The sequence below is a fragment of the Clavibacter michiganensis subsp. insidiosus genome (genome assembly GCF_002240565.1).
Classification (GTDB): domain Bacteria; phylum Actinomycetota; class Actinomycetes; order Actinomycetales; family Microbacteriaceae; genus Clavibacter; species Clavibacter insidiosus.
Genome location: NZ_MZMO01000001.1, coordinates 1,351,726 through 1,369,663, shown reverse-complemented (window position 1 = coordinate 1,369,663; position 17,938 = coordinate 1,351,726). Strand labels below are relative to the sequence as shown.

Annotated in this window: 15 protein-coding genes; 7 read left to right on the top strand and 8 right to left on the bottom strand. The window is 73.0% G+C overall.

Features of this window, described 5'->3' with window-relative positions:
- Window positions 1-53 precede the first annotated feature (53 nt).
- A complete protein-coding gene (locus B5P21_RS06740; protein WP_094170957.1) occupies window positions 54-1,193 on the bottom strand; it encodes an aldo/keto reductase in 1,140 nt (379 codons plus the stop codon).
- 402 nt (window positions 1,194-1,595) lie between these two features.
- On the opposite strand from B5P21_RS06740, the gene B5P21_RS06735 reads away from it, so the two are divergent.
- Both B5P21_RS06735 and B5P21_RS06730 read left to right on the top strand, forming a co-directional pair.
- Window positions 1,596-2,126 carry a YbhB/YbcL family Raf kinase inhibitor-like protein gene (locus tag B5P21_RS06735; RefSeq protein ID WP_045528500.1) on the top strand — a complete coding sequence of 177 codons (531 nt, stop codon included), beginning with the start codon at window positions 1,596-1,598 and terminating at the stop codon, window positions 2,124-2,126.
- Window positions 2,127-2,148: 22 nt separating this feature from the next.
- Window positions 2,149-2,526, top strand: coding sequence for a hypothetical protein (locus B5P21_RS06730; protein ID WP_045528502.1), 378 nt, complete (start codon window positions 2,149-2,151; stop codon window positions 2,524-2,526).
- Window positions 2,527-2,595: 69 nt separating this feature from the next.
- Here the strand turns inward: B5P21_RS06730 and B5P21_RS06725 are convergent, their stop codons facing one another.
- Both B5P21_RS06725 and rpsO read right to left on the bottom strand, forming a co-directional pair.
- Window positions 2,596-4,869 (bottom strand): polyribonucleotide nucleotidyltransferase, encoded by a 2,274-nt coding sequence (locus B5P21_RS06725; RefSeq protein WP_045528504.1) that lies wholly within the window; start codon window positions 4,867-4,869, stop codon window positions 2,596-2,598.
- A gap of 477 nt (window positions 4,870-5,346) precedes the next feature.
- Window positions 5,347-5,616 carry a 30S ribosomal protein S15 gene (gene rpsO / locus B5P21_RS06720; protein WP_045528506.1) on the bottom strand — a complete coding sequence of 90 codons (270 nt, stop codon included), beginning with the start codon at window positions 5,614-5,616 and terminating at the stop codon, window positions 5,347-5,349.
- A gap of 203 nt (window positions 5,617-5,819) precedes the next feature.
- Between rpsO and B5P21_RS06715 the strand changes: the two genes are divergently transcribed.
- The 3 genes from B5P21_RS06715 (at window position 5,820) to B5P21_RS06705 (ending at window position 9,594) form a co-directional block, all read left to right on the top strand.
- Window positions 5,820-7,172: an MFS transporter gene (locus B5P21_RS06715; protein WP_246865255.1), complete on the top strand. Its 1,353-nt coding sequence runs from the start codon at window positions 5,820-5,822 to the stop codon at window positions 7,170-7,172.
- 23 nt (window positions 7,173-7,195) lie between these two features.
- Complete coding sequence (locus B5P21_RS06710; RefSeq protein ID WP_236688674.1) at window positions 7,196-7,927, top strand: HNH endonuclease family protein; 732 nt, start codon at window positions 7,196-7,198, stop codon at window positions 7,925-7,927.
- Between the two features lie 299 nt (window positions 7,928-8,226).
- Window positions 8,227-9,594, top strand: coding sequence for an exodeoxyribonuclease VII large subunit (locus B5P21_RS06705; RefSeq protein ID WP_045528509.1), 1,368 nt, complete (start codon window positions 8,227-8,229; stop codon window positions 9,592-9,594).
- A gap of 3 nt (window positions 9,595-9,597) precedes the next feature.
- Here B5P21_RS06705 and B5P21_RS06700 read toward each other — a convergent pair whose 3' ends face one another.
- The 3 genes from B5P21_RS06700 to B5P21_RS06690 form a co-directional block, all read right to left on the bottom strand.
- Window positions 9,598-11,127, bottom strand: a complete 1,530-nt coding sequence (locus B5P21_RS06700; RefSeq protein ID WP_094170956.1) for a DASS family sodium-coupled anion symporter — start codon at window positions 11,125-11,127, stop codon at window positions 9,598-9,600.
- 159 nt (window positions 11,128-11,286) lie between these two features.
- Window positions 11,287-13,563 carry a HelD family protein gene (locus tag B5P21_RS06695; RefSeq protein WP_172457233.1) on the bottom strand — a complete coding sequence of 759 codons (2,277 nt, stop codon included), beginning with the start codon at window positions 13,561-13,563 and terminating at the stop codon, window positions 11,287-11,289.
- Window positions 13,564-13,669: 106 nt separating this feature from the next.
- Entirely contained in the window at window positions 13,670-14,158 is a 489-nt protein-coding gene (locus B5P21_RS06690; RefSeq protein WP_045528513.1) for a VanZ family protein, read from the bottom strand.
- Window positions 14,159-14,401: 243 nt separating this feature from the next.
- On the opposite strand from B5P21_RS06690, the gene B5P21_RS06685 reads away from it, so the two are divergent.
- Window positions 14,402-15,646, top strand: coding sequence for a cobalamin-independent methionine synthase II family protein (locus B5P21_RS06685; protein ID WP_045528514.1), 1,245 nt, complete (start codon window positions 14,402-14,404; stop codon window positions 15,644-15,646).
- 13 nt (window positions 15,647-15,659) lie between these two features.
- Here the strand turns inward: B5P21_RS06685 and B5P21_RS06680 are convergent, their stop codons facing one another.
- Entirely contained in the window at window positions 15,660-16,187 is a 528-nt protein-coding gene (locus B5P21_RS06680) for an adenine phosphoribosyltransferase (protein ID WP_045528515.1), read from the bottom strand.
- Window positions 16,188-16,292: 105 nt separating this feature from the next.
- Between B5P21_RS06680 and B5P21_RS06675 the strand changes: the two genes are divergently transcribed.
- Window positions 16,293-17,024, top strand: coding sequence for a M50 family metallopeptidase (locus tag B5P21_RS06675; protein ID WP_094170955.1), 732 nt, complete (start codon window positions 16,293-16,295; stop codon window positions 17,022-17,024).
- 68 nt (window positions 17,025-17,092) lie between these two features.
- Here the strand turns inward: B5P21_RS06675 and B5P21_RS06670 are convergent, their stop codons facing one another.
- Complete coding sequence (locus tag B5P21_RS06670; RefSeq protein ID WP_045528517.1) at window positions 17,093-17,926, bottom strand: aldo/keto reductase; 834 nt, start codon at window positions 17,924-17,926, stop codon at window positions 17,093-17,095.
- Between the last annotated feature and the right edge of the window lie 12 nt (window positions 17,927-17,938).

Genomic DNA, 17,938 nt, shown 5'->3' with positions numbered 1-17,938 from the left:
GGACTCCACATGACGGGGAGCGATCACGGGCACGACACCGGGGGGGGGGACGACTACTCGGACGCGCGGTCGAGCCGGGCCACGTCGTGGCGCGAGAGCTGCACGTGGGCCGCCTGCACCAGGTCGTGGACCTGCTCCGGGCGGCTCGCGCTCGCGACGGGCGCGACGATGCCGGGCTTGGCGAGGAGCCATGCCAGCGCGATCGTCGCGACGCTCGTCGAGTGGTGGTCGGCGATCTCGTCGAGGGCGGTGAGCACGCGGAGGCCCCGCCGAGTGAGGTACCGGGCGGCCCGGGCCCCACGGGCGCCCTCGCGCACCGCGTCGCGGGTGCGGTACTTGCCCGTCAGGAACCCGTTCGCGAGGGCGAAGTAGGGCATCACCGCGAGCTGCTGGCCGCGGACGACGTCGAGGTACTCCGACTCGTAGGGCGCGCGGTTCACGAGGTTGTAGTGCGTCTGCAGGGCGACGAAGCGCGGGGCGTCGTACAGCCCGCCCATGATCCGCGCGTGCAGCAGCCGCTCGGCGGCGTAGTTCGACGCCGCCAGGTGCCGGACCTTGCCCGACGCGATCAGGCGACCCGCGGCGGCGAGGCTCTCCTCGAGCGGCACGTCGAGGTCGTCCCAGTGGAAGTAGAGGAGGTCGAGGAAGTCGGTGCCGAGCCGCGACAGGCTCGCCTCGACGGCGCGCTCGATGCGGGATCCGCCGAGGCCGGGGAAGTCCTCGCTCTTGCCGATCTTGGTGGCGACGACCATGGAGTCGCGGTTGCGGCGCTCGCGCATCCACGAGCCGATCATGTGCTCGCTGCGGCCGCTCGCGTACGAGTCGGCGGTGTCGATGAAGTTGCCGCCCGCCTCCTGGTACCGGTCGAGGATCGCGGAGGTGTCCTCCGGGCCGGCCGTCCAGCCGAAGACGTTGCCGCCGAGCGCGAGCGGGAAGACGCGGAGGTCGGTGTCGCCGATGGCGCGCCGACGTGCCGGCTGCGGGACGGTCCCGCCGGTGCGCAGGCCGGGCTCCGCCGCGGACACCCCCAGGACGAGGGCGCCGGCAGCCTGGACGGTGGTCTTGACGAGCGTGCCGGGCAGGGACGTCGTGTCGCTCGGCCGCGGACGACGAGGGACGAGCGAGCCCGCGCGACGGCGCCGGGGCTGCGGCCCGGGGGCGACGTCGGAGGCGGAGGGAGAGGACGTCGTCACATCCCCGAGGCTACCGCCCAGCAGGCGAAAGGTTTGCGTACCAAGGGACTGCGCGCGCCGTCGTTCGCCCCCGGGATATCGGCCTCTCGGCGACCGGCCGCGGGCGGGTGACGGAGCCGCGATGACGCCGGAAGGGGTGCCGTGGATCCCCCGACCCCGGCACCCCTCGGCGGTCTGCATCCCCCGATGCGTCCCCCGGAGGCGGGCGGTCGCGTGGACCTGTCCGCACCGACAACGCTAACCAGCCATCCGCGTCCGGACCCAGCCCCTCTTCGGGGGCCCCGGCGCCCGTGACCGGTCGCGGATCGGGCACGGACCGGCGTCGGGAGGGGGATGCTTCCCGGCCGCATCCCCGTCCACCGTGCGAGGCTGGGGAGGTCAGCACCACCGAGAGGAACCCCCGTGCCCAACGACCCGCTGCACCGCCTGCCGGATGCCGCCCCCTTCCACCTCACCAGCCCCGACTTCGCCGACGGGGCACCGCTGCCCCAGTCGGCACGCGGTGCCGCGCAGGGTGGTGAGGACCGCTCCCCCGCCCTCAACTGGACGGGCGCGCCCGCCATGACCCGCAGCTACGTGCTCACCGCGTACGACCCCGACGCCCCCACCGGCAGCGGCTTCTGGCACTGGGCGGTTCGCGGGATCCCCGCGTCCACCACGGCGCTGCCGGCCGGTGCGGGCGACCCGGACGCCGGCCTCCTCCCGGACGACGCCGTGACCCTGCACAACGACGCGCGAGCGACGGGCTTCTTCGGGGCGACGCCCCCGGCGGGCCACGGCACGCACCGCTACTACTTCACCGTCACCGCGCTCGACGTGGAGTCGCTGGACATCCCGGAGGGCGCGACCCCCGCGATGCTCGGCTTCCTGATGCTCCCCCACGTGATCGGGCGCGCCCAGCTCATGGGCACCGCGATCAACGTCGGGAACTGAGCCAGCGGATCGCGGCGACGACGTGACCGACGAACGCGACCGATCGGCGGCGGGCGAGGGCGACGACGCCCGCACCCGGCCGCGGCGGAAGCGCCTCGCGCTGGTCCTCCTGGTGGTCGCGGCCGTGCTCGTGGTGGCCGGGGTCGTCGCCGCGATCGTGCTGTCGCAGGGCGACGACGAGCAGGTGACGCCCATCCCGGCGACCGGCGAGCCCGGCACGACGCCCGACGTCACGCCGTCGCCGTCGCCGTCGTCCCCGTCCCCTGCCCCGACCCCGGCGAACGAGCCCGCGACGACGCCCGCGCCGAGCCCGCCCGCGGATCCGACCCCGGCCCCGTCCCTCTCGGCCCCGCCCGCGCAGGACGTGCCGTACCCGACGGATCCGAACGACGGCAAGTAGCCCGCACACGACGGATGCCCGCCCCACCGAGGTGGGACGGGCATCCGTGTCGTGCGGGGTGCGTCGGGCCTAGCCCTCCGCGGGGAGCTCGGAGCCGTGGTTGGCGGCGTCGCGGCCCTCCTGATCGGCGGCCTCCTCCAGCACGGGAGCGAGCGAGAGCTTGCCGCGGTCGTCGATCTTGGTGATCTCCACCAGGATCTTCTGGCCCACGCCGAGCACGTCCTCGACGTTCTCGACGCGCTTGCCGCCGGCGAGCTTGCGGACCTCGCTGATGTGCAGCAGGCCGTCCTTGCCGGGGAGCAGCGAGACGAAGGCGCCGAACGTCGCGATCTTCACGACGGTGCCGAGGAAGGACTCGCCGACCTCCGGGTTCGTCGGGTTCGCGATGGCGTTGACCTGCGCACGCGCGGCCTCCGCCGACGGGCCGTCGACGGCGCCGATGTAGACGGTGCCGTCCTCCTCGATGGAGATGTCGGCGCCGGTCTCGTCCTGGATGGCGTTGATCGTCTTGCCCTTCGGGCCGATCAGCTCGCCGATCTTGTCGACGGGGATGTTGACCGAGATCACGCGGGGCGCGGTCGGGGCCATCTCGTCGGGGGCGTCGATGGCCTGGTTCAGCACGCCGAGGATGGCCGTGCGGGCCTCCTTCGCCTGCTTGAGCGCGCCGTCGAGGACCGACGTGGGGATGCCGTCGAGCTTCGTGTCCAGCTGGATGGCCGTGACGAACTCGGATGTGCCCGCGACCTTGAAGTCCATGTCGCCGAGCGCGTCCTCCGCACCGAGGATGTCGGTGAGGGCCGCGTAGCGGACCTGGCCGTCGACGGTGTCGGACACGAGGCCCATGGCGATGCCGGCGACGGGCGCGCGCAGCGGCACGCCCGCGTTCAGCAGCGACAGGGTCGAGGCGCAGACCGAGCCCATCGACGTGGATCCGTTGGACCCGAGGGCCTCGGACACCTGGCGGATCGCGTAGGGGAAGTCCTCGCGGCTCGGCAGCACCGGCACGAGGGCGCGCTCGGCGAGGAAGCCGTGCCCGATCTCGCGACGCTTCGGCGACCCGACGCGACCGGTCTCACCGGTGGAGTAGGGCGGGAAGTTGTAGTGGTGCAGGTAGCGCTTCTTCGTGATGGGGCTCAGCGAGTCGATCTGCTGCTCCATCTTGAGCATGTTCAGCGTGGTGACGCCCAGGATCTGGGTCTCGCCGCGCTGGAAGATGGCCGACCCGTGGACGCGCGGGATGACCTGCACCTCGGCGTCGAGCGGGCGGATGTCGGCGAGGCCGCGGCCGTCCATGCGGATGCCGTCGCGGAGGATCCGGCCGCGGACGACCGTCTTCGTGACGGACTTGTACGCCGCGGAGAACTCGGTGAGCGCCGACTGCGGCAGCTCGCCGGCCTCGACCTTGACGGCCACGGCCTCCTTGGTGCGGGTCTTGAGGGCGTCGTCCGCGTCCTGGCGCTCGATCTTGTCGGCGATCTGGTACACGGTGCCCAGCTCGTCGAGGGCGAGCGCGCTGACGGCGTCGTAGGTCTCCTGCGCGTACGGCAGGAAGACGGGGTAGTCGACCGTGGGCTTCGCGGCCTGCTGCGCGAGCGAGGCCTGCGCGGCGACGAGCTGCTGGATGAACGGCTTCGCGGCCTCGAGGCCCTGCGCGACGATGGCCTCGTCGGGCTTCGTGGCGCCGCCCTGGATGAGGTCCCAGGCACCCTCGGTGGCCTCGGCCTCGACCATCATGATGGCGACGTCCTCGTTGCCCTGGGCGTCGGTGACGACGCGGCCGGCGACGGTGATGTCGAAGACGGCCTCCTTGAGCTGCGAATGCTTCGGGAAGACGACCCACTGGTCGCCGATGAGCGCGAGGCGCACACCCGCGATGGGGCCGGAGAACGGGATGCCCGAGAGCATGCTCGAGGCGCTCGCCGCGTTGATGGCGAGGCTGTCGTAGAACTCGTCCGGCGCGATGCTGAGGACGGTGATGACGACCTGGACCTCGTTGCGGAGGCCCGTGATGAACGACGGGCGCAGCGGCCGGTCGATGAGGCGGCAGACGAGGATCGCCTCGGTGGAGGGGCGGCCCTCGCGGCGGAAGAACGAGCCGGGGATCTTGCCCGCGGCGTAGCTGCGCTCCTCGACGTCGATGGTCAGGGGGAAGAAGTCGAAGTTGTCCTTCGGGTGCTTGCCCACCGAGGTGGCGGACAGCAGCATCGTGTCCTCGTCGAGGTACGCGGCGACCGCGCCCTGCGCCTGCTGCGCGAGGCGGCCGGCCTCGAACCGGACCGTGCGCGTTCCGTACTTGCCGTTGTCGAGGACTGCCTCGGCGAACTTGATCTCTGGACCTTCCATTGAGGTCTCTCTCCTTCGTGTTGCGCCTCTCGGCGACGCCCGTCGGGCGTTCGTCCTGCATCCCGTGTGGATGCGGACCTCCTACGACAGAGGAGGAGCGGGCGAGGCGACACCGCGGCGTCCGCCTGATGCGGATCCGGGGTGCACGTGCGCGGCTGGTTCCGCGCGTCGGCCGGTGGCCGACGGCGGCGGGCGCATGTCTGGCCATCAGTGGGAATGCTCCGAGCGACTCGGAATACCACCACCAACGACCAGCTCCTGCCAGCCAGCTCCATCTGTCGTGATCGCATCGTGACGCTGGGCGTCCGCTGGATCACTTCGGCCATGGTAGCACCCGGCCCCTCGCGGGCCCGGGATGGCGGGCATTGCCGGGTGTCGGGCGGATGACGCACCCCTTAACGACGGACGAGCCGCCACCCCGGAGGGTGGCGGCCCGTCTGCTTCGCAAGCTGTGCGATCAGCGACGCGTGATGCGTGTCAGCGGCGGAGGCCCAGGCGCGCGATCAGGGCGCGGTAGCGCTCGATGTCGACGTTGGACAGGTAGCCGAGGAGACGGCGACGCTGGCCGACCAGGAGGAGCAGGCCACGACGCGTGTGGTGGTCGTGCTTGTGCTCCTTGAGGTGCTCGGTGAGGCCCGTGATCCGCTTGGTGAGGAGCGCGATCTGCACCTCGGGGGATCCGGTGTCACCGGGGTGGGTCGCGTACTCGTCGATGATCGCCTTCTTGACGTCTGCTTCCAGAGCCATGTGATGATCCCCTCTCGTGTTCGTTGCGCGGCGCCCGTCACAGGATGTGCGAGCTCTCTTGATCCGCGGCCGTTCAGACGGCAACCGCACGAGCATAGCAGGAGGGGCGGGACGCTCCCGCGGGCGGACGGCCGCGCGAGCGGCCGGCGTCGGCGGACTCGGCTAGCGTGGAAATCCACTCTAGAGAGACGACGCAGCGACACGTGAGCACCCCGCCCGAGACCTCCCCCATCCCGATCCCCGACGAGCGGCAGGTGCGCGGCAGCCACTTCGTCGACCTGTCGCCGCTCAAGGAGAGCCCCGCGTTCGCGCGGCTCTGGGCGGGCAACGCCATCGCGGGCATCGGCAGCCAGATGACGGTCGTGGCGATCGGGCTGCACGTGTACGAGCTGACGGGATCCACCGGATCGGTCGCGCTCGTGGGCGTGCTGTCGCTCCTGCCGATGATCCTCGCGGGGCTCTACGGCGGCATGCTCGCGGATGCGTTCGACCGGCGGAAGGTCGCGCTCATCGCGTCGTGCGTGGCGTGGGGGTCGACCATCGTGCTGGCGGCGCTCGCGTGGACGCACGCGGAGACGGTGGGGTCGCTCTACGCGCTGAGCATCCTCAACGCGGTCGCGGCGACGGTGATCGGGACGAGCCGGCAGGCGATCCTCCCCCGCATCCTCCCGCCGCACCTGCTGCCCGCGGCCAGCGCGCTGGGCGGGATCAGCCTCGGCGTCATGGTCACGGTCGGGCCGGCGCTCGCGGGCGTGCTCGTCGCGTCGGTCGGCTTCCAGTGGACGTACACGGTCGACGCCGTGCTCTTCCTCGCGGCGTTCACGGGCGTGCTCGCGCTGCCGCGGATCGCGCCCGAGGGCGAGGTGCAGCGGCCGGGGCTGGCATCCATCAGGTACGGGCTCGGGTTCCTGAAGACGGCGCCGAACATCCGCATGTCGTTCATCGTCGACATCATCGCCATGACCTTCGGGCAGCCGCGCGTGCTGTTCCCGGCCGTGGGCGCGGTCGTGCTCGGCGGCGGGCCGGTGACGGTCGGGATCCTCACGGCGGCCGGCGCCGTCGGGAGCCTCGTGAGCAGCGTGCTGAGCGGATCCGTCGGCCGGGTGACGCGCCACGGCCGGGCCATCCGCTGGGCCATCGTCGCGTACGGCCTCTCCACCGCGGGCTTCGGCGTCGTGCTGCTCCTCGCGTCGCAGCCGGGCGTGCTGCACGGCATCGGGTCGCGCATCGAGGACGCCAGCATCCCCGGGATCGCCGCCGCCTCCGTGCTGCTCGCCCTCACAGGCGCGGCCGACAACGTCTCCTCGATCTTCCGCAACACGATGCTGCAGACCGCGGTGCCCGACAACATGCGCGGGCGGCTGCAGGGCATCTTCATCGTCGTGGTGACGGGCGGGCCGCGGCTCGGCGACGCGTACATCGGGATCGTCACGCTGTTCGCGGCGCTGTGGGTGCCGTCGCTCGTGGGCGGGCTGCTGATCGCGGTGGTGGTGTGGATCCTCATCCGCGCGCTGCCGTCGTTCGAGCGCTACGACTCCCGGGACCCGACGCCGTGACGCGGCGGCGGAGGAAGACGCCCGTGCTCGTGACGCTGGCGGCGCTCGTGCTCGTCATCGTCGCGAGCCTCGTGCAGTGGCGCGGGGATCCGGGGGCCGGGTCGGGCGCGGCCGGCGGCGGCACGTCGGGGCTGGGCGCGGAGCCGGGCTCGACCGGATCCGCGCGCCTCGCCCTCGACGGGCTCGAGGTGCGGGCCGAGGATCGCGTCGACGGCTACGACCGCGAGTCGTTCGCCTGGCGCACGGACGTCGACCGCAACGGCTGCGACACCCGCAACGACGTGCTGCGGCGCGACCTCGCCGACGCGGAGATCCGCGGCGGCACGCGGGGCTGCGTCGTGCAGGCGGGCGTGCTGGAGGATCCGTACTCGGGGGCGCGCGTGTCCTTCGACCGGTCGCGGGATCCGGAGGCCGTGCAGATCGACCACGTCGTGTCGCTGTCGGACGCGTGGTCGGCCGGCGCGTGGCGCTGGGACGCGGACTACCGCGCGGCGTTCGCGAACGACCCGCTGGAGCTGGTCGCCGCGTCCGCCGCCGAGAACACCGCGAAGTCCGACGCGACGGCGGACGCGTGGCTGCCCGAGGATCCCGCGGACGCGTGCGCGCTCGTGGTGCGGCAGGTGTCGATCAAGGTGCGCACCGAGCTCAGCGTGACGTGGGCCGAGCACGACGCGATGGCGCGCGTGCTCGACGGGTGCGGCGACATGCCGCTCCTCACCTCCGACGACGTGGGATGGCCGGCACCGGTGCGCTGACGCCCGCGCGCTGACGCCCGCGCACGCGACCGCGCGTACAGGGAGCCGTCACCTCGGCCGCCGATCCGATCGCGCGCCCGGTCCGAAGAGACTGCAATGCGCCGGACCACCAGAGACGCGATGCACCACGGGTCCGGATGTCATGGGGAGAGCGGTCGCACGGACGGCGCATGGAGAGGGGTCTCGGCGCCGGGACCACGACCGCAGGGTCGGCCCGTCATCGGGCCGGCCCATCTCCCTGCCCTCGGACTGTGCGCGAGACCGGCGGGTGCGGCTCACCCGGTGCCAGGCTCCCCGACATGGCCGCATTTCCTCCTCAGACGCCGGGACGAGGTGCGGCTGAGGTCGTCACCTTCTCGCAGCTCAGCAGCAGCTTCCTCCTCAGTGAACGGGAGACCGTGAAGATCTCTGGTGAGATCGCGGAAATCAGCAAGACCCGCACACGCTTCGAGCTGGTGGACATGACGGGCGTGCTCGACGGACGCACGAGGTCCATCCCCACGATCTGCAACCCCGAGACGATCACGGGACTTCGGGTCGGCGACGTCGTCGAGCTGACGGGGAGATTCGACGTCCTCGACCAGGACTGCCTCCTTGCACTCCGAGCGACCCGAGCGTCCAAGAAGGAGAGCAGGGGGCGGCTGTCGCCCCGGGAGCAGCGTGCCCGCCTCGCCAACGATCCCCGCACATGCGCGGTGGCGCGGCACCGGTTGGAGCGTCGTACGACCCCGCCATCCGGGCTGCCCAGGAGCGTGTCGCCGTCGGGGTCGCTGCGGGTCACGTTCATCGGTCCGCTCAGCGACACCGCTCGGTCTGACATCAAGTCCGGCTTGCGGCTCGACAAGATGGAACCACGTTGGTTCGGCATCCCGTTCAATGACAGCCAGGCGATAGCGGACAGAGTCACCTCGGTGTCCAAGGAGGACACTGACCTGATCGTCCTGTTCCGGGGCGGCGGGAAGTGGCGGGACTGGGTGGTCCTCAACGATGTCCGGGTCATCAACGCCGTCGCCGAGGCGGACGTACCCGTCGTCACCGCGGTCGGCCACACGACGACGGATGCCGCCGTCGCATGGGTGGCCGATGGCGATTTTCGGACGCCGACCGAAGTGCGCACGGCTCTGCACAAGCTCCTCTACGTGAACACGCCGAGCCCCCTCGACGTGCCCGCTCCACGACGGAGCGCGCCCATCTCCGCCCCTCCTCCAGCGACCACCTCTCCGTGCGGGGCAGAGAGACTCGCCGCTGAGCACGCCAGGTCCGCTCCGACGCAGCACGACCTCGTCACCGCCCGTGCCGAGGTCGCGGAGGCGCGGCGGCTCGTGGTCGAGGCCGAGCGGAGCTTCGCGCTCCATCGCATCCAGGTCCGGGCCGTCGTCCTCGGTCTCTCCGCCGGGATCGGGACGGTCGTGGCCACCCTCAACCTCTCCTCGTGGATGTCCACGGACCCCTGGTACGCGATCGTGGGCAGCGCCCTCGGCCTCCTGACGGCAGGGACGGCGGGGGCGGTGTTCCTCTTCCGAGGACGGTCACGTGCCCTGCTGCCTCCTCGACGCATCCGCGAGGGCATGCCCGAGGTGGGCCAGGACGCGTGGCTGTTCGCGTTGCGTCACGCGCAGAGCCCCCGCCAGTACCGGCGACTGCACGGCTCCTCGCAGGAGCGGTGAGCGTCAGGCCAGGAGGCCGAGCACGCCCATCCACGCGGTGCCGACGACGCCCCAGATCACGATGAGCACCACGGCCATCACGAAGCCGACGCGGAACCACTCCCTGGTCGTGACGTAGCCGGATCCGAAGACCACGCCCGACGGCCCCGACGCGTAGTGCGAGATGCCGCCGAAGAGGTTGCCGATGAAGCCGAGCACGAGCGCGGCGAACAGCGGTGGCGTGCCGGTCGCGACCGCGGCGCCGAGGAAGACCGCGTACATCGCGACGATGTGGGCCGTGTTCGACGCGAACAGGTAGTGCGAGAAGAAGTACACGAGCGCGAGCACCGCGAAGGCCCACGGCCAGGGCAGGCCGCCGACCGATCCGGAGACGGCGCCGCCCACGAGGTCGATGACGCCGAGCGCGTCGAGCTGGTCGGCCATGCCGACGAGCACCGCGAAGAAGATGAGCGTCGACCACGCCGAGGCGTTCGCGGCGAGGTGCGACCACTTGAGGACGCCCGTGACCAGCAGCACCGCGATGCCGCCGAACGCCGCGGCGGTCGCGGGGATGCCGAACAGGGATCCGCCGCACCAGAGCACGAGCAGCAGCACGAAGGTCCCGGCCATGATCCGCTCGTGGCCGGACAGCGGCCCGAGCCCTCGCAGCTCCTCGCGCGCATGGGCGGGCGCCTCGGGAGTGCGGGTGAGGGTCGGCGGGTACACGCGCGACATCGCCCACGGCACGACGACCAGGCTGAGGAGCCCGGGCACGAGCGCGGCGAGCGCCCAGCCGCCCCAGGTGACCTCGATGCCGAGGTCGGCCGCGGCCTTCTGCGCGACCGGGTTGCCGGCCATGGCCGTGACGAACATGGCGGAGGTGACGGTGTTGACCTGCACGCTCGTGAGCGCGAGGTAGGAGCCGAGGCGGCGTCGCGAGGCGTCGGAGTCGGGGGTGGATCCCTGCACCCGGCTGAGCGACGCGACGATCGGGTAGACGACGCCGCCCGCACGCGCGGTATTCGACGGCGTCGCGGGGGCGAGCACCAGGTCGGTGAGCGCCATGCCATACGCGAGGCCGAGGCTGGATCCGCCGAGGCGCGACACGAACGCGAGCGCGATGCGGCGGCCGAGGCCCGTGACGAGGAAGCCGTCGGCGATGAAGAACGACGCGACGATGAGCCAGATGGTGGGGTTCGCGAAGCCGACGAGCGCCTCGCCGTCCGTGGTCATCGTGCCGGTGAGCATCGCGACCGCGAGGCCGGTGAGCGCCACGGGCGCGGTCGGCAGCGGCTGGAGGATCAGCGCGAGGACCGTGCCCACGAAGATCCCGGCCATGTGCATGCCGCGCGGGTCGACCCCGGCGGGCGGCGGGACGAGCGCGATGCCGACCGCGACCGCCACGATGACGACGACCTGGACGGCGCGCGAGCGGCGGGCACGGCGGGCGGCGGCCGCGGCGTCTGCGGCATCCGCATCGGGCTCAGCTACGGACGCGACCCCGTCAGGCGCCGGATCCGCCTCGTCCCGCGGCGCTCCCCCCGGGGCCGGGATCCGTCCCGGTGCCGGATGCGGACGAGGGGCCGGGGGATGCGGGAGGAGGGGTCATGACCGGCCCATCATCCGCGCGTGCGCGGCCCGATGCCACTTGTCTTCATAGTGTTCACGCGAGCGCCGCGCGCTGGCCCGAGAGGCGTCGGGCGGTGCCGCGGATCAGGCGGAGAAGCCCGACGAGGTGACGATGTGCAGGCGCTGCGTGGGCCGCGTCATGGCGACGTAGAGGCCTGCGGCGCCGCGCGACGTGTGCGCGAGGATCTCGTCGGGCTCCGCGATGACGACGACGTCGAACTCGAGGCCCTTGGCCTCCTGGGATCCGAGCACGGCGATGGGCCGGCCGAGGCCGCCCACGCCGATGCCGACCGCGGATCCGAACCGCTCGGCGAGCGCGAGGTGCAACTCCTCGACGCGGTCGTCGCGCGCGATGACCGCGAGCGTGCCCTGGTCGCCGCCCTCGCGCTCCTCGTCCACCACGTCCACCACGGCGGACACGACCTCGTCGGCCGCCACATCGACCGTGTCGATGGGGTGCTCGCCCTCGCGGACGGCCCGCGAGCGCGTGACCGGGAGGCCGTGCGCGATGGCCATGCGCTCGGCGGCCTCGGCGATCCGGGCGGGCGTGCGGTAGTTGACGGTGAGCTCCTCGAGGCGCCACTCGCGGCCGAGCACCGGGCCGAGCGCGTCCTGCCAGCTCGTGACGCCGACCGCGGAGCTCGCCTGCGCGACGTCGCCCACGATGGTGAACGAGCGCAGCGGGCAGCGCCGCAGGAGCACGCGCCACTGCATCGGGCTGAGCTCCTGCGCCTCGTCGACCACGATGTGGCCGTAGGTCCAGGTGCGGTCGGATGCGGCGCGCTCCGCGGTCGTGCGGCGCGCGGCCTGCTCGGCGAAGCCCTCGGCGAGGCGCTCGGCCGTGACCATGCCGCCGACGCCCATGTTCTCGATGGCCTGCTCGGCGTTCTCGATGTCGCGGAGGCGCTGCTGCTCGCGCTCGCGGGCGCTCGCATCGGCCTGCGCGCTGAACTCGCCGAGGAGCTCGGCCGCCTCGTCGAGGAGCGGCACGTCGGCGATCGTGAAGGGCGCGTCGCGGTCGCGGCGGAGGAGCGCGCGCCGCTCCGGGCTCCAGCGCGGGGTGAGCGAGGCGAGCCAGTTCGGGCGCGCGTAGAGGTCCTGGATCAGCTTCTCGGGGGTGAGCGGCAGCCACGCGGTGTTGAGCGCGACCTTCACGTCGTAGGAGGTGCGGAGGTCCTCGCGGAGCATCGCGAGGTCGCTGTCGTCGAGGGCGCTGCCGTTGCGGCGCATCTGCGAGGCGAGGAGCTGCGCGAGGGATCCGAGCGCGGCCTTGTTGAAGACGACGCGGGCCTCGTTGTGCGGCTTCCTGCTGTCCTGCGCGCGGCGGAGCGCGCCCGCGACGAGCGACGGCTCGAGCACGATGCGCTCGCCGTTGACGTCGAGCGTGACGGCCTCGGTCGGCACGACCTGGCGCGAGCGGACGGCGCGCTGCAGGAGGCCAGCCATCTCGGCGGATCCCTTCACGGCCGCGACCTCCGGCGCATCCTCGCCGGCCGCGTCGATCCCCGGGTACAGCTGTCCGACGCTCGCGAGCACGACGCCCGTCTCGCCGAGGGACGGCAGCACAGCCTCGATGTACTGGAGGAACGAGCGGCTCGGCCCCACGACGAGCACGCCCGAGGACGCGAGCCGGTCGCGGTGCGAGTAGAGGAGGTACGCCGCGCGGTGCAGGGCGACCGCGGTCTTGCCGGTGCCCGGCCCGCCCTGCACGACGAGCACGCCGCGGAGGTCGGAGCGGATGATGCGGTCCTGCTCGGCCTGGATGGTGGCGACGATGTCGTTCATCCGGCCGGTGCGCCCCGCGGCGAGCGCGGCGAGCAGCGCGCCCTCGCCCTGGAGGCTCGTGCGGCCCTCGTCGAGGAGCGTCGGGTCGAAGACCTCGTCCTCGACGTGCACGACCTCGCGGCCGTGCGTGGTGAGGTGGCGGCGGGCTCGGGCGCCGAGCGGGGTGGCGGCGGTGGCCTGGTAGAACGCGCTCGCCTGCGGCACGCGCCAGTCGAGGAGCAGCGGCTGGAGGTCGTCGTCGCGGAGGCCGATGCGGCCGATGTACCGGTAGACGGGATCGCCGTCGCCGGCGGCGCGCAGGGGGGCGCCGTCGCGCGGCTCGTCCTCCGGCAGGTGGCCGTCCTCGAACTCGAGTCGCCCGAAGACGAGGCGCTCGTCGACCTCGCGGAGCGCCTGCAGGCGGTCCTCGTAGATGCGAGCGAACGCGTCGCGCTCGGACCGGTTCTGGTGCGTGCCGCCGGTGGGGCTGTCGCGCACCGCGGTCAGCTGATCCCGGGTCTCCGCCCGCACCGCGTCGAGTCGCCCGTAGAGGCGGGTGACGTACGCCCGCTCGCGATCCAGCTCCGTACCGGTCACCTGCACACCCCTTGGAATTCCGGAGTCAATCCTATCGAGCCGCGGGGCCGCCGACTGACCGCGGGCGCCGCGCCCGGCGGCGTCGGCGCGGTACCCCGCGCGGGGGTCAGCGGCGCGTGCCGACCAGGCGCTGCGGGCCCGTCGCGACGGGCAGCGGACGCCGGCGGAGCCCGCGGCGGCGGGCGTTCTCGGAGCGGGCCGTGAGGATCAGCACGAGCACGACGCCGAGCAGCGCGCCCAGGCCGTTGTGCAGGAGGTCCCGGACGTCGGAGACGCGCGTGGGCAGGAACATCTGGGCGGTCTCGATCAGCGCCGAGAGGCCGACGCCGAGCGCGATCGCGAGCCACCAGCGGGATCGGCCGAGCAGGAGCACGAGGAACATGCCCACGGGCAGGAACATCGCGACGTTCGCGGCGCCCTCGACGGCGGAGTACGTGATCCACGACGTGCCGTCGTGCCGGTGCAGGGCGCGGAGGGCGCGGAAGAGGTAGCCGTCGATGCGGCGGTCGTAGGGCTCCGGCGACAGCGTGATCCACGCGACCAGGCCGAGGTACAGGGCCGTGGCGGTTCCGAGGACGGGGTGGCGGAGGAGCATCCGTCCATCATCCGGGCCGGCCCCTGCGCGCCGGATCCGCCGGAGGTGCCGGTTCCGTGACGCCATGTTGCGGCGGACCCGTCCTCGGGGATGACCCGATGGGACCATGTGCGTGCAGCGCATCCCGCGAAGCCTCGCGTCCCACCCGCATCCGCGGCCGGACACCGCCTGCGATCAGTTCCCGCTCGCCGCGGGCGGTCGTGCGAGGCCGCCCGACGGCACGAGAGACCCGCGGAGGTCCCCATGCTCGACAGCACCGACCGGATCCAGACGTCCCACGCCGGCAGCCTGCCGCGGACGGACGCGCTCATCGCCGCCAACGCGGCGCGCGCCGAGGCGCGGAAGGCCGCCATCGCGGGCGGCGACGCGTCGGCCCCGGCCGACGACGGCCTCGACGCCGTGCTCGCCGACGCGGTCGACGGCCTCGTCGCCCGCCAGCGCGAGGTCGGGATCACCGTCCCCGGCGACGGCGAGTACGGCAAGGCCATGTCGAGCGCCATCGACTACGGCGCCTGGTGGTCGTACTCGTTCCAGCGCCTGAGCGGGCTCGAGCTCGTGCCCGGCGGCCCGTTCTCCTCGGAGCCCGTGCGCAGCTCGCCGGGCGACGTGCGGCTGACGACCTTCCCCGACCGCCGCGACTGGACGATCTTCGCCGACGCGTACCGGGATCCGTCGAGCGGCATCACCGTGGGAGACGCCCCCATCGAGTTCCCGAGCGCCACCGGGCCGGTCTCCTACACGGGGCACGCCGCGATCCAGGCCGACATCGCGCACCTGAGGGCCGGGCTGGCCGCGAACGGCTACGAGGAGGGCTTCCTCACCTCCCTCTCCCCCGGCAGCGCCTCCCGCATCGGCAACCTGCACTACGCGACCGAGGAGGAGTTCATCTGGGCGTGCGCCGACGCGATGCGCGAGGAGTACGTCGCAATCATCGACGCGGGGCTCGTGCTGCAGATCGACGACCCGTCCATCGCGGAGAACTGGGACCAGATCAACCCGGAGCCGAGCGTGGAGGACTACGTGGCGTTCACGCGGATCCGGGTGGAGGCGCTCAACCACGCGCTGCGCGGGCTGCCGCAGGAGAAGATCCGCTTCCACCTGTGTTGGGGGTCGTGGCACGGGCCGCACACGACCGACATCGAGTTCCGCCACATCGTGCGGACGATGCTCGACATCGACGCGGGCGCGTACTCGTTCGAGGGCGCGAACGCGCGGCACGAGCACGAGTGGCGCGTGTGGGAGGACGTGGAGCTGCCCGACGGGAAGCTCATCGTGCCGGGCGTGGTCGGGCACGCGACGAACGTGGTCGAGCACCCGGAGCTCGTGGCCGACCGCATCGAGCGCTACGCGCGGCTCGTGGGCCGGGAGCGCGTGATCGCGTCGACGGACTGCGGGCTCGGCGGGCGGATCCACCCGCAGATCGCGTGGGCGAAGCTGGAGAGCCTGGCGCAGGGCGCGGAGATCGCGACGCGGCGGCTCTGGCGCTGATCCGTCTGAGCGGTCAGAGCGACAGGATCGCGTGCACCTCGTGGCCCGCGAGGCGCGCGCGGCCGCCGAGGTCCGCGAGCTCCAGCACGACGCCGATGCCGGCGACCTCGTAGCCCGCGCGCTCCAGCAGGCGGGCGGCGGCCTCGAGGGTGCCGCCCGTCGCCAGGACGTCGTCGAGGAGCAGGACCCGGGATCCGGGCGCCAGCTGACCCGGGTGCAGCTCGATGGCGGCCTCGCCGTACTCGAGCGCGTACGTCTCGCGGAGCACCTCGCCGGGCAGCTTGCCGGCCTTGCGGACCGCGAGCGTGCCGACGCCGGACGCGTAGGCGGCGGCCGCGGCGAGCAGGAAGCCGCGCGCCTCGACGCCCGCGACCGCGTCGACGGGGCCACCGGCTGCCACCAGGTCGTCGACCACGGCGCGGAGGCCGGCGCCGTCGGCCAGGACGGGCGTGAGGTCGCGGAAGAGGATCCCCGGCTGCGGGAAGTCGGGGACGGTGAGCAGCAGGGAGCGGACGAGGTCGGATGCGGGGGTCTCGGGCACCCGACAACGGTAGTCGGTGGCCGGGCGGCGGCGATCCGCCAGGCGGATGTGGTGGGCTGGGCGCTCCCCGCACGACGCTCGCATCGCCGCCGACCCGAGGAGCACATGGACCCCGTCGAGATCATCCGCGACGTCGTCGCGCGCGCGACCTCCGTCGAGGCGCCGCTGGAGACGGCACCCGCGCTCGTCGCCGTCGCGCTCGCCGCGGTGCTCGTGCTCGTGCCCGCCGCGTGGCGGTTCACGCGCCATGCCGTGACGATCGTGCACGAGGGCGGGCACGGGCTCGCGGCGACGCTGAGCGGGCGGCGGCTCGCGGGGATCCGGCTGCACTCGGACACCTCGGGCCTCACCGTGAGCGTCGGCCGGCCGCGCGGGCCGGGCATGGTCGTCACCCTTCTGGCGGGCTACCCGGCGCCCGCGCTCGCGGGTCTCGGCGCCGCCTGGCTCGCCGGATCCGGGCGCTCGGCCGCCGTCCTCTGGCTGTGGCTGCTGCTGCTCGCGCTCGTCGTGATCCAGGTGCGCAACTGGTTCGGGCTGTGGTCGTGCCTCGTGGCCGGCGTCGTGGTCGGCGTGATCGCGGGCGCCGCGCCGATCGTCGTGCAGGGCGTCGCGGCGCACGCCCTCGCGCTGTTCCTCCTGCTGGGCGCGCTCCGGGCGACGCTCGAGCTACAGCGGTCGCGCTCGCGACGCGGCGGCGGCGCGTCCGACGCCGACCAGCTCGGGCGGCTCACGCACCTGCCGGGGATCCTGTGGGTCGGCGTGCTCGTCGCGGCCGCGGCCGCGTGCCTCGTCGGCGGCGTCGTGGTGCTCGGGATCCCCGCGCTGCTCGGTCGCTGACCGCCCCGCACGCGACGCGGCCGCCGCGCCCCGGGTGGGACACGACGGCCGCGCGTGGACGGAGGGCCCTACATCTCCTCGTGCGTGTCCGGGTCGCCGTCCCAGAGGCGCGACTGCGGGCCGGAGCCGATCGCGCGCACCTCCTCCTCCGTGAGCTCGAAGCCGAAGACGTCGAGGTTCTGGCGCTGGCGCTCGGGATCCGTCGACCGCGGGATCGGCAGCGCGCCCGACTGGACGTGCCAGCGCAGCACGGCCTGGGTCGGCGTGACGCCGTGCGCCTCGGCAGCGGCGACGACGGCAGGGTCCTTCATGAGCTGCTCGCGGGTGCCGAGCGGCGACCAGCTCTCCGTCACGATGCCGTGCTCGGCGTGGAACGCGCGCAGCTCCGCCTGCGCGAACGTCGGGTGCAGCTCCACCTGGTTGACGACGGGCAGCACGCCGGTCTCCTCCTGCAGGCGCGTGAGGTGCGCGGGCGTGAAGTTCGAGACGCCGATGGAGCGGACGAGGCCGCGCTCCTTCAGCTCGATGAACGCGCGCCAGCTGTCGACGTACCTGTCCACGCTCGGGTTGGGCCAGTGGATGAGGTACAGGTCCACGTAGTCGACGCCGAGCGACGCGCGCGACTCCTCGAAGGACGCGAGCGTCTCGTCGTAGCCGTGGTGGCGGCCGGGCAGCTTGGTGGTGAGGAAGAGCTCCTCGCGGGGCACGCCGGAGCGGCGCATCCCCTCGCCCACCGCGGCCTCGTTGCCGTAGTTGAGGGCCGTGTCGAGGAGGCGGTAGCCGGCGCCGATCGCGCCGGACACGAGCTCGGCGCCCGGGTCGTCGTCCAACCCGTAGGTGCCGAGGCCGATGGCGGGGATGCGGTTCCCGTCGGACAGTTCCAGTGTGGGGATCGTGGTCATCCCCTCACGCTA

Coding starts and splice junctions, on each gene's coding strand:
- B5P21_RS06725 (WP_045528504.1), bottom strand. CDS start 4,869: ATGGAAGGTCCAGAGATCAAGTTCGCCGAGGCAGTCCTCGACAACGGC.
- rpsO (WP_045528506.1), bottom strand. CDS start 5,616: ATGGCTCTGGAAGCAGACGTCAAGAAGGCGATCATCGACGAGTACGCG.
- B5P21_RS06705 (WP_045528509.1), top strand. CDS start 8,227: ATGGCCGCATTTCCTCCTCAGACGCCGGGACGAGGTGCGGCTGAGGTC.
- B5P21_RS06690 (WP_045528513.1), bottom strand. CDS start 14,158: ATGCTCCTCCGCCACCCCGTCCTCGGAACCGCCACGGCCCTGTACCTC.
- B5P21_RS06685 (WP_045528514.1), top strand. CDS start 14,402: ATGCTCGACAGCACCGACCGGATCCAGACGTCCCACGCCGGCAGCCTG.
- B5P21_RS06675 (WP_094170955.1), top strand. CDS start 16,293: ATGGACCCCGTCGAGATCATCCGCGACGTCGTCGCGCGCGCGACCTCC.
- B5P21_RS06670 (WP_045528517.1), bottom strand. CDS start 17,926: ATGACCACGATCCCCACACTGGAACTGTCCGACGGGAACCGCATCCCC.